An 11,259-nucleotide genomic window follows, 5' to 3' on the forward strand; every position below is an offset into this window, starting at 1 on the left:
GCGGGAACCTTCCGGCGCCTAAGCTTTCCAAGACCATCGACGGATCGCTTATGCTGTGCCGTCGCCCCCAAGGGCGAGAGTGGAGGTTCGAATGTCACGACTGCGTTGGTTGCTGCCTTGCCTGGTATTGGGGATGGCCCCCGTGCACGCCCAGCAAGCCGCATCGAAGGCAGCGCCGGCACCACCGGCCACCGCGATTGAGAAGGGCAAGTTGTCCTATGCCATCGGCTATCAGATCGGTGCGCAGTTCGCCCGCGCCGGCAGCCCGGATATCGACATCGCCACGCTGGTGCGCGCGTTGCAGGATGGCTACGCCAAGCGCAATCCCACCGTGCCGATGCAGCAGATGCACGACCAGCTGATCGCCTACGACACCCGCCAGCACAACGATGCATTGGCCGAGTTCCAGCGCATCGGCCAGGACAACGCCCGCAAAAGCGCGCAGTACCTGGCGCGCAACAAGGCGCAGCCGGGCGTGGTCACCCTGCCTTCGGGTATCCAGTATGCGGTGATCAAGAACGGCGCCGGTGGCGTGCATCCCCGCGTGGACAGTACCGTCACGGTGAATTACCGCGGCGCGCTGGTCGACGGTACGGAATTCGACAGTTCATGGGCGCATGGCAACCCGGTGACTTTCACCGTGAACCAGGTGATCCGCGGCTGGCAGGATGTCATTCCCCGCATGCAGGTGGGCGACACCTGGCGCGTGGTGATCCCCGCATCGCTGGCCTATGGCGAGCGGGGTGAGTTGCCGCGCATCGGCCCGAACGAAGCCCTCGTTTTCGAGATCGAATTGCTGCAAATCAAGCAGTAAGCGCGCCTTTAGGCGAAACGCGATATTATTCACGGTCGATGACCGACTCCCTCGCGCCAGCCATTCTTTCACCCTGCACCGGCATTTGCCGGCTCGATGCGCGTGGCCTTTGCGAAGGCTGCCTGCGCACGGGCGACGAGATAGCGCGCTGGCGCAGCATGAGCGATGGCGAGCGCCGCCATCTGATGGACAACATATTGCCCTCGCGGGAAACGCACTGATGGACGGCGACCGCGATTCACTGGCGCGCGCGCTGCTTCCGCTGGATGCGCCGCCGGCAGGTCCAGGATGGAACCACGCCGATATGGCCGACCTCCTGGGCGAGTCGCCGCGCGCGCCGGCGGCGGTGATGCTGGGCTTCCGCGACGATCGCCAGCAGCGCCTGGTGCTCACCGTGCGTACGCACACCTTGAGCGATCACGCCGGACAAGTGGCGCTTCCCGGTGGACGCGTCGATGAGGGCGATGCCAACGTGGTGGACGCCGCCCTGCGCGAAGCCGAAGAGGAAATCGGCCTGCACCGAACGGCCGTTCGGCCATTGGGTTTCCTCGATCGGTACGAAACCATCAGTGGCTTCGTGATCACGCCGGTGGTGGCGCGGATCGACGCCGCCGCGCGGTTGCATCCAGCGCCGGGCGAAGTGGCGGAGATCTTCGAGGTGCCCCTGGACTTCCTGGTGGATCCTGCGAACCTGCGCCGCTATACCATGGACTATCGTGGCCACCGGCGGGACATGGTTGAATTCGTCCATGCCGGCCATCGCATCTGGGGTGCGACGGCGGCCATTGTGCTGAACCTGCTACGACGGATGGGCCACGCATGAGCATTGCACCCGTGATCGATGCCGGCACCGCGGCCGGCCTGCACAGCCCACTCTTCGTTGACTGCCGCTTCGAGCTGGCCGATCCCGCGGCGGGCGAGGCCGCCTACCGGGCCGGCCACCTGCCCGGCGCGGTCTATGCCCACCTTGATCGCGACCTTTCCGACCATGGCTCGGATGCCGCGCATGCAGGCCGGCATCCGCTGCCGGCGGCCGCCCAGTTTGCCGCGCGCCTGTCGGCGTGGGGCTGGCTGCCGGGCCGGCACGTGGTGGCTTACGACGGGGCAGGCGGCGCGTTGGCAGCGGCGCGCCTGTGGTGGCTGCTGGTGATGGCCCGAGTACCGGCCTCCGTGCTTGATGGCGGGATCCAGGCCTGGACGGCGGCGGGGCAACCCTTGTCCACCGATATCCCGAAGCCTGCGGACACCCACTTGGATATCGCCTTCGACACGGACCTGCTGGTGGATGCCGACGAACTTACCCACCTGATGGCGGAGAACCACGCCGTGCTGGTGGATGCCCGCGCCCGCCCGCGTTACCTGGGCGAGGTTGAACCCATCGATGCGGTCGCCGGCCACGTGCCAGGCGCGCTGAACCGCCCCTTCGACCAGAACCTCATCGATGGGCGCTGGCGCACTTCCGCGGAACTGCGCCAGTCGTTCGAAACGTTGTTGGGAAACCGCCACCCGGGTGACGTGGTGCACATGTGCGGATCGGGTGTCACGGCCTGCCACAACGTGCTGGCGATGGCCCAGGCGGGCCTGGAAGGCTCACGCCTGTTCGCGCCGTCGTGGAGCGGCTGGTCGAGCGACCCGGACCGGCCCGTCGCGCGCGGTTAGCGCGGCCCCTTCAGGCGTGCGACCAGCGCTGCAAGCGTGGCCTGTGTTTCCTCGCTGAAGAAATCATCAAGGAACCCATCCAGTGGCAGGGCGTCGACATCGGCGAAGGTAGCGGCAAGATCCGCACGCGCCAGTGCGCGTGTGCGGAGCATGGCCTGGCGGGGGAGGGCGAGGAGTTCCCGCAGCCAGACGTGGGCGCGGGTATTGACCTGTTCCAGGCCGGAGAGTTCGTCAACGAAGCCCACGGCCAGCGCCTGCTCGGCATCGAGCATGGCTCCGGCCACCAGAAGGCGTTCGGCGCGATAGGGGCCCACCACGCGACGCAGCGCAACCTGGATCGCGTCAGGTACCGACAAGCCAACCTGTACCTCGTTGAGGCCGATGCGATAGGGCCCGTGCGCCATCACGCGGTAGTCGCAGAACAATGCCAGCACCGCGCCGCCAGCGGGGCTGTGTCCGGTGACGGCCGCCACCAGCGGCAGCGGCGAGTTCGCCAGGGCCCCGCAAAGCAGGAAGAATTCCCGCCAGTACTCGCGCACCGTGGCACGGTCGGCGCCGAGCAGCGAAGGTACGTCCACGCCGGCGGAGAACATGCCCTGCGTGCCCGACAGCACGATGCCCTGGGTTCCCTGCGCCGGGCATTGTTCGATCGTCTGGCGCAGCAGCCGCACCAGTTCGACGTTCAGCGCGTTGACCGGCGGCCGCGCCAGGCGGATTTCGATGATGCCGTCGTCTTGGGGAAGGATGTCGAGCATGGGGCGGGTCCTTTGCGTACGGTCGGTCGTTGATGGCTGAGGGTGGATACCGGTTAACGCGCCGGGGCGTCGGCGGCCGTCCAGGCATAGGTCACTGCGTAGTCCAGGGTGGCCTTGCCATTGGCAGGCACGTCCACGCGGAACTCCAGCGTGTCCGGCGTCTGCTTGGTGGGCTTTGCCGATGACGAAGCGAGCTTCCAGTGGGTCCAGCGATAGGGATGGGCGATCACCGTGACCGCCTTCACCTCGTCGCCGCCATTGCTCAGGGTGATCCGACGGCCTTCATCCATGTGGTGTGCGGCCTGGTCGACATTGAAAGTCGTCAACTCGTTCTTGCCACGCAGGTCGATCGCATTGCCCAGCAAAACATTGGCCTTCTCGCCCTTGGGGGTGTCGGCCATGCGCGTCTCGCCCAAGAGTTCGGCATTGCCGTCGCGGTCGACGGTGAGCACGCGCAGGTAACCGGCAGGCAGCGTGTCGAAGGCGTCGAAGCGAAGTTTGCTCGCCACTTCCTGGCTATCGCCCAGGCTGAAGGCACGGTTGACCATCGGCTGGCCCGGCTGGAAGCCCGTGCCGGGCAACTCGTAGACGCTCTCGCGCTCGCAGGCCACGTCGCGCGTGGCGTAAAGCGGCACCTGGCTGATGCTGCCGTCGGGCAGCGATACAGCGCCGGGCAAAGTGTAGGTGCGGTAGTCGCCGAGGGTCTGCTGGCGCAGGTCGATGCTTGGCGCGTTCATCATAAACAATTTGTCGCGCACCATCGGGGCTGGCGCGGCGGCATAGGCGACGGGCTTCTCCATATTCGGCGATCCAGCTACCAGCTTGACCTGGGCATTGGTCCAGTCGCGGCCGCTGCGGTTGGCGACGCTGGCGCGTGCCTGGAAACTCATGCGGCAAGAGCCGCCGGCCGCGAGCGTGCCGATGTAGGAGGCGCGCCAGCCCAGGCCCTGGGTGGGGTAATCGAGCGCGGCGGCATCGTTGCCGGCGCTGCCGTCGGCCACGCGCACGGTGAGGGTGGCGCCGGTGTCGGGGAAATTACCTTGCGATGCCACGGCGGAAAAATCCCGGACCACGATGGTGTTGCCTGTTCCGTCACGCATCTGCAAGCCGTCGCCTGCGCGTAACAGGGTCCCGGCCGCGATGGGCTGGCCGGTGGTACCGATCACGGTCACCTGCTTGCCCACCATGGCCGCCAGGGTGGCGTTGCCGCCGGCAGCCGACGTCAGCCGCTGCGAGGCGACGCGTGCCTTGCCGGAAAAGCGCAGGGACAATGCTTCGGTGTCGAGGAAATAGGGGAAGCCGCCCAGCACGATGTCCTGGGTGCCGCCGGTGAGCGCGATGTCCCGCTTTTCGTGTACCACGGCGTAGCCGTCCTGCACCGGTCCGTTGGCCTGGACACCGAACAGTTCTGCGCCGTCGGCGCGATAGATCGTGAGGTTCACGCCGTCGGCGGCGAACGCCGCCGGGGAGGCTGCGAGAAAGCCGAGCAGGCAGGCAAGCGATCGCTTGATCACGGACGAACTCCATTCGTGGCGGGTCCGCCGATCATAACGACCGACCATGAACAAAAGGAACGGTCAGTCGACCAGCGTGCGCTCGCCCGCCTTCCGAATGGCTGCCGGCAACGGCACCGGTTTGCCGTCGTGCGGGTTCATCCATACCAGTACCACATTGCCGTCGCTGTACAGGAGATGGCGGTCGGCGGCGTCGACGATGCGGTGGGCGATGGTGAGCGAGCTGTTGCCGAGCCGTTCGCAGTAAAGCTCTACCGCCAGTTCCGCGGGCCACTGGATCGGTGCGCGGTAGTTGAGCGAACTTGCCCCCAGCACCGGCACGGCGTTGTCGTCGTACCAGCCCGGCACATGGCGCAGCCATTGCAGGCGGGCTTCTTCAAGGTAGGTGAGGTAGCTGGAATTGTTGACGTGGTTGAAGGCGTCGAGGTCCCGCCAGCGCACCCCGATCACCGCGCGGTGGAGAAGGCCCGGAGTGTCGTCCGCGGCAACGTCGGTCACGCGGTCTTCCTTTTCTTCTCAGCCGTTTGCTTTGTTGTGGCGGCCTTGCCCGTGGCGGCGCCCTTGCTGACGGCGGCCTTGCCAGTTTTCCTGGCCGCTGCCGGCGTGGCCCGCGTCGTCAGGTGCGATTTCAGGAATCGACCTGTATGCGACGACGGTGTGGCCGCCACGGTCTCGGGCGTACCGTTGACCAGGATGCGGCCACCGCCGGCGCCACCCTCAGGGCCAAGGTCGACCACCCAGTCGGCTGTCTTGATCACATCCAGGTTGTGCTCGATCACCACCACGGTGTTGCCCTGTTCCACCAGCTGGTGCAGCACGTCCAGCAATTGTTCGATGTCGTGGAAGTGCAGGCCCGTGGTGGGCTCGTCCAGGATGTACAGCGTGCTGCCGGTATCCCGCTTGGACAGTTCCTTGGACAGCTTCACGCGCTGCGCCTCACCGCCGGAGAGGGTGGTCGCGCTCTGTCCGAGCTTGATGTAGTCAAGGCCCACCGCGCGCAGTGTCTCGAGCTTGCGCGCGATCACCGGCACCGGCTCGAACAGCTTCAATGCGTCCTCCACCGTCATCGCCAGCACGTCGGCGATGGTGTGGCCCTTGTAGTGGATCTCCAGCGTTTCGCGGTTGTAGCGCTTGCCGTGGCACACGTCGCATGGCACGTACACATCGGGCAGGAAGTGCATCTCCACCTTGATCATGCCGTCGCCTTCGCAGGCCTCGCAACGTCCGCCGCGCACGTTGAAGCTGAAGCGGCCGGGCTGGTAGCCGCGGGCGCGTGATTCAGGCACCTGGGCGAACAATTCCCGCAACGGGGTGAACAGGCCCGAATAGGTGGCCGGGTTCGAACGCGGCGTGCGGCCGATCGGCGACTGGTCGATGTCCACGACCTTGTCGAACAGTTCCAGGCCCTCGATCGATTCGTACGGCGCGGGCTGTATCGACGAGCCATTGAGCTCGGCGGCGGCCAGGGCGAACAGTGTGTCGTTCACCAGCGTTGACTTGCCCGAGCCCGATACGCCTGTAATGCAGGTGAACGCGCCGGTGGGAATTTCAAGGTCCACGCCCTTGAGGTTGTTGCCGGTAGCGCCACGCAGCGCCAGCCAGTAGTCGTCCTTGGCCTGGCGCCGCTTTTCGGGAACCGCGATGCCGCGCTTGCCCGAAAGGTATTGGCCGGTGACCGAGCGCGGCGAGTTCAGCAGGTCGTCAAGGGTGCCCTGGGCGACGATCTCTCCGCCGTGCACACCCGCGCCCGGACCAATGTCCAGCACGTGGTCGGCGGCGCGGATGGCATCTTCATCGTGTTCGACCACGATCACCGTGTTACCGAGGTCGCGAAGGCGCGTGAGCGTGCCCAGCAGGCGCTCGTTGTCGCGCTGGTGCAGGCCGATGGAGGGTTCGTCCAGCACGTACATCACGCCCACCAGGCCCGCGCCGATCTGGCTGGCCAGGCGGATGCGCTGCGCCTCGCCGCCGGAGAGCGAGTCGGCCTGGCGATCGAGCGTGAGGTAATTCAGGCCCACGTCATTCAAGAACGTCAGACGCTCGGCGATCTCCTTGACGATCTTCACCGCGATCTCGTTGCGCCAGCCGGTGAGTTTTAGCGTGCCGAAGAATTTGAGCGAGTCGTCGATCGGCAGCGCGGTGATCGCCGGCAACGGCTGGTCGGCTACGAACACATTGCGCGCCGAACGGTTCAGGCGCTGGCCGCCGCAATCGGGGCAGGGATGGTCGCTGATGTACTTGGCCAGTTCCTCGCGCACCGCGGCTGATTCGGTTTCCTTGTAGCGGCGCTCAAGGTTGGGCAGGATCCCTTCGAAACGATGTTCGCGGGTAACCTTACCGCCACGCTCGGTGAGGTAGCGGAAGGCGATCACATCCTTGCCCGAGCCATGCAGCACGGCCTGTTTGGCCTTGGCTGGAAGGCCCTGCCACGGTTCGTCCGGATCGAAGCCATAGTGCTTGGCCAGCGACATGATCAGCTGGAAATAGTGCGCGTTGCGACGGTCCCAGCCGCGGATGGCGCCACCGGCAAGGCTCAGCTCCGGGTGGCCCACCACGCGCGATGCGTCAAATACCTGGGTGACGCCCAGGCCGTCGCAGCTGGGGCAGGCACCGGTGGGTGAGTTGAACGAGAACAGCCGTGGCTCGAGCTCCGGAAGCGAGTAGTCGCACAGCGGGCAGGAAAACCGCGAGGAATACAACTGCTCGGGCGCCTTGGCGTTGTCCATGTTGACCACGATGGCGATGCCGTCGCCCAGGCGAAGCGCGGTTTCGAACGACTCAGCCAGGCGCTGCTTGATGTCCGCGCGCGGCTTGAAGCGATCGATCACCGCTTCGATGGTGTGCTTCTGGCGCAGGGTGAGCGGCGGAACGGCGTCGAGGTCGTACACCACGCCGTCCACGCGTGCACGGACGAAACCCTGGGCGCGCATCTGCTCGAACACCTGCACGTGTTCGCCCTTGCGGTCGCGGATCACCGGGGCCAGCAGCATCCAGCGGGTGTCGGCGTCCAGGGCCAGGGTGTTGTCCACCATCTGGCTCACCGTCTGCGCTTCCAGTGCGATGCCATGGTCGGGGCAGCGCGGCGTGCCCACGCGTGCATAGAGCAGGCGCAGGTAGTCGTAGACCTCGGTGATGGTGCCCACAGTGGAACGCGGGTTGTGCGAGGTCGATTTCTGTTCGATCGAAATGGCCGGCGAAAGGCCCTCGATATGATCGACGTCGGGTTTTTCCATCATCGACAGGAATTGCCGGGCATACGCGGAAAGCGACTCCACGTAACGACGCTGGCCTTCGGCATAGATGGTGTCGAAGGCCAGCGAGGATTTACCCGAGCCGGACAATCCCGTGATCACGATCAACTTGTCGCGCGGGAGGTCCAGGTCGATGTTCTTGAGGTTGTGCGTGCGGGCGCCGCGTATGCGGATGGTATCCATGACGCCTTAGATGGGGAGAAAACCCCATGATAGCAAGCAGCGGTGCACGTTCCGTCGAAGGAGAATTTAATGTCCGCCCTGGGCGGGTGGTCTACACTCCGGCGCCTTGTATTTGCTGACTTCGTGCCGGAGGAAAGGCCCCATGCGTGCGGCGTTGCGTTTGATCCCGGGCCTTGCCCTGGCCATGTTCTCCTGGGTCGCCACCGGCGCCCCCGTTGCCGCGCCTGCCCCGGTATCGTCCGGGGTCCCGGCGACCGCCACCCAGGTACACGACCTGATCGTGCTGATGGGCGTGCCGCAAAGCCTCAACGACATGAACCAGCAGATGGCCACGGCAATGAAGGCCCACCGCCCCTGCATCGGCGACGACGTGTGGTCGGGCTTCATCAACGACGGCAACCGGCAGGAATTGCTCGACGCCATGATCCCGGCCTACCAGAAGCATTTCACCGGGGAAGAAATCGACGGGCTGCTGAAGTTCTATCGCTCCCCCCTGGGCCAGAAGGTGATCGCCCAGATGCCCGAGGTATTCGCCGAGAACGTGAAGGTCACCCGCGAATGGGGCGAAAAACGCCGCGACCAGCTAGTAGGGGAACTGAAGGCCAAGGGCCAGCTCGACACCAGCGGCCAGTGCCCGGGCACCAAGGAAAAGCCCGGCATGGTGCCGCCGGAGGTTGCCTCGGGGCCGGAGCCTGCCCGCAAGGCTTCCAGCCACAAGAAATCAACCAAGAAACCGGCCTCCAAGGCACCGGCCAAGTCGACTGCCAAGCCGACAAGCCCGGCCTCGACCAAGGCGCCGGCCAAGGCCCCGGCGAAAAAACCGGCGAAAAAGACCGATTCGTCCGGATCTTCCACCCCTGCCAGCGGCACCTAAGCCTCTAAAAACAGTCGGGTTGTTGACCCTCCCGCGCACGGTCCTGTATAGTCGCCGGTTCGCAGCACCCAAATAAGAACTACACAAGGGCTTTTTCCATGAGTTACGCAGTCATCAAGACTGGCGGCAAGCAATACCGCGTGATGCAGGGCGAGATCCTGCGCGTGGAGCTGCTCGACGCCGAAGTCGACGGTACGATCAACTTCGACCAGGTCCTCCTGGTGGGCGAAGGCGATTCCATCACCGTTGGTGCCCCGGTCGTCGCCGGTGCCGTCGTCACCGCCAAGGTGCGCGCCCACGGCCGCCACGACAAGATCCGCATCATCAAGTTCCGCCGCCGCAAGCACCACAAGAAGCAGCAGGGACATCGTCAGCATTACACCGAAATCGAGATCACTGGCATCACTGCCTGATCGGCCGGAGGAATTAAGTCATGGCACATAAGAAAGGCGTAGGTTCCAGCCGCAACGGTCGCGACTCGAACCCGAAGTACCTGGGCGTGAAGATCTACGGTGGCCAGGCTGTCGAAGCCGGCAACATCATCGTCCGCCAGCGCGGTACCAAGTTCCACGCAGGTGTCGGTGTCGGCCTCGGCCGCGACCACACCCTGTTCGCCCTGGTCGATGGCACCGTCGCGTTCAAGACGCGTGGTGAAAAGGGTCGCAAGTTCGTCGACGTCGTCACGGCGTAAATCGCCGCCGGCTTCGAAGCGATGGCCCCGCCCACCGGCGGGGCTTTTCGTTTCTGGCCTTTCCACTTTTAGGTTGCTTTCCATCATGAAATTCGTCGACGAAGCCATCATCAAGGTCATTGCCGGGGACGGCGGCAACGGCTGCATCAGCTTCCGCCGCGAAAAGTTCATTCCTTTCGGCGGCCCCGACGGTGGTGACGGCGGCGGTGGCGGCTCGGTCTGGCTGGTGGCCGACGAGGGGCTCAATACCCTGGTCGATTTTCGCCACCAGCGCGCCTTCCGCGCCCAGCGCGGGCAGAACGGCATGGGCAGCCAGATGTACGGCAAGGGCGGCGAAGATACCGACATCCGCGTGCCGGTGGGTACCGTGGTGACCAACGTCGACACCGACGAGATCATTGGCGACCTCACCGTCAAAGGCCAGCGCCTGCTGGTGGCCGAGGGTGGCCGCGGCGGCCTGGGCAACATCCACTTCAAGAGTTCGGTGAACCGTGCGCCGCGCAAGTCCACCCCGGGCACCCCCGGCGACATGCGCGAGCTGAAGCTGGAACTGAAGCTGCTGGCGGACGTGGGCCTGCTGGGCTTCCCCAATGCCGGCAAGTCCACCTTCATCCGCGCCGTGTCGGCGGCGACGCCGCGCGTGGCGGACTATCCCTTCACGACATTGCACCCGAACCTGGGCGTCGTGCGTATCGGCACCGACCAAAGCTTTGTGGTGGCAGACATCCCGGGCCTGATCGAAGGCGCCGCCGACGGCGCGGGCCTGGGCATTCAGTTCCTGCGCCACGTCTCGCGCACCAGCCTGTTGCTGCACGTGGTGGACATCGCCCCGATCGACGGCGGCGACGCCGTGGAGCAGGTCAGGGCCATCGAGCAGGAACTGGCCAAGTTCAATCCCGAACTCCTCGAGCGCCCGCGCTGGCTGGTCATGAACAAGGCCGACGTCCTCGACGAGGACAAGCGCCAGACACGCGCCAAAGAGATCGTCGAACGCCTGGAGTGGAAGGACCCCTGGTTCCTCATCTCGGCCATCTCCCGCGAAGGCACCTGGGACGTCTGCCAGAAAGTGCAGCAGTTCTTCGACGCCGCCCGCGCCGCAGCCCGCGACGCCGACGAGGCCTCCTCCGACGTTCGCATGCGCGAGGAAGGCTGACGGCGCTCGGGCGTGGTCGAGGAGCCGGAGAGCCGCGGAGCCGGGGGCGGTCACCCTCGTCGCTCCGGTTCCACCGGTGCTCGGGTAGTGAGGCCGCTGCGCGGCAGTGTTTTATATGGCTGCGCCCCTTCGCGCCCGCGCTGCCCGCGGGGGTTTTCGAGGCGGCCTGCGGCCTTCGCGAAAACGGCCGACCGAGGTCGGCCCCCTGCGGGCCTGATCCGCCCGCAACGCTCGGTTCCACAAGTCGCTGACGAGGGTGGCCGCCCCCGGCTCCGCGGCTCTCCGGCTCCTCGGTAGTCCGAGGTGGCGTGGAGAGAGTGCGGGGAACCGCCATGGGCTCCTGCATGCTCGCGACAGCTGCGTTC

10 protein-coding genes and 1 pseudogene are annotated in these 11,259 nt (G+C 65.8%); 7 read left to right on the plus strand and 4 right to left on the minus strand.

The window, feature by feature from the left end; genetic code table 11:
* Positions 1–91 precede the first annotated feature (91 nt).
* The 3 genes and pseudogenes from VK519_RS11680 to VK519_RS11690 all read left to right on the plus strand — a co-directional run bounded on the left by VK519_RS11680 (position 92) and on the right by VK519_RS11690 (position 2,473).
* Positions 92–814, plus strand: coding sequence for an FKBP-type peptidyl-prolyl cis-trans isomerase (locus tag VK519_RS11680; RefSeq protein ID WP_324349969.1), 723 nt, complete (start codon positions 92–94; stop codon positions 812–814).
* A 38-nt stretch (positions 815–852) separates the two neighbouring features.
* Positions 853–1,637, plus strand: a pseudogene (locus tag VK519_RS11685) (DUF1289 domain-containing protein).
* Positions 1,634–2,473, plus strand: a complete 840-nt coding sequence (locus VK519_RS11690; RefSeq protein ID WP_324349971.1) for a sulfurtransferase — start codon at positions 1,634–1,636, stop codon at positions 2,471–2,473. The pseudogene VK519_RS11685 and the gene VK519_RS11690 overlap by 4 nt, the downstream one beginning before the upstream one ends.
* On the opposite strand, the gene VK519_RS11695 is transcribed toward VK519_RS11690, so the two are convergent.
* From VK519_RS11695 to uvrA, 4 genes are all read right to left on the minus strand, one after another.
* Positions 2,470–3,228 carry an enoyl-CoA hydratase/isomerase family protein gene (locus VK519_RS11695; protein WP_324349972.1) on the minus strand — a complete coding sequence of 253 codons (759 nt, stop codon included), beginning with the start codon at positions 3,226–3,228 and terminating at the stop codon, positions 2,470–2,472. The genes VK519_RS11690 and VK519_RS11695 overlap by 4 nt on opposite strands.
* Before the next feature lie 53 nt (positions 3,229–3,281).
* Positions 3,282–4,742, minus strand: a complete 1,461-nt coding sequence (locus tag VK519_RS11700) for a DUF4139 domain-containing protein (RefSeq protein ID WP_324349973.1) — start codon at positions 4,740–4,742, stop codon at positions 3,282–3,284.
* A gap of 63 nt (positions 4,743–4,805) precedes the next feature.
* The gene (locus VK519_RS11705; RefSeq protein WP_324349975.1) at positions 4,806–5,240 is read right to left on the minus strand and encodes an acyl-CoA thioesterase; all 435 of its coding nucleotides are present in this window, start codon (positions 5,238–5,240) and stop codon (positions 4,806–4,808) included.
* Positions 5,237–8,176: an excinuclease ABC subunit UvrA gene (gene uvrA / locus VK519_RS11710; protein WP_324349976.1), complete on the minus strand. Its 2,940-nt coding sequence runs from the start codon at positions 8,174–8,176 to the stop codon at positions 5,237–5,239. The genes VK519_RS11705 and uvrA overlap by 4 nt, the downstream gene beginning before the upstream one ends.
* Before the next feature lie 142 nt (positions 8,177–8,318).
* Between uvrA and VK519_RS11715 the strand changes: the two genes are divergently transcribed.
* From VK519_RS11715 to cgtA, 4 genes are all read left to right on the plus strand, one after another.
* Entirely contained in the window at positions 8,319–9,050 is a 732-nt protein-coding gene (locus tag VK519_RS11715) for a DUF2059 domain-containing protein (protein ID WP_324349978.1), read from the plus strand.
* Positions 9,051–9,148: 98 nt separating this feature from the next.
* Entirely contained in the window at positions 9,149–9,463 is a 315-nt protein-coding gene (gene rplU / locus VK519_RS11720; protein WP_324349980.1) for a 50S ribosomal protein L21, read from the plus strand.
* Between the two features lie 20 nt (positions 9,464–9,483).
* Positions 9,484–9,741, plus strand: a complete 258-nt coding sequence (gene rpmA / locus VK519_RS11725; RefSeq protein WP_324349982.1) for a 50S ribosomal protein L27 — start codon at positions 9,484–9,486, stop codon at positions 9,739–9,741.
* A gap of 85 nt (positions 9,742–9,826) precedes the next feature.
* Positions 9,827–10,894: an Obg family GTPase CgtA gene (gene cgtA, locus VK519_RS11730; RefSeq protein ID WP_324349983.1), complete on the plus strand. Its 1,068-nt coding sequence runs from the start codon at positions 9,827–9,829 to the stop codon at positions 10,892–10,894.
* Positions 10,895–11,259: the final 365 nt, after the last annotated feature.

It is taken from the genome of Pinirhizobacter sp., from assembly GCF_035317885.1.
GTDB lineage: Bacteria > Pseudomonadota > Gammaproteobacteria > Xanthomonadales > Rhodanobacteraceae > Pinirhizobacter.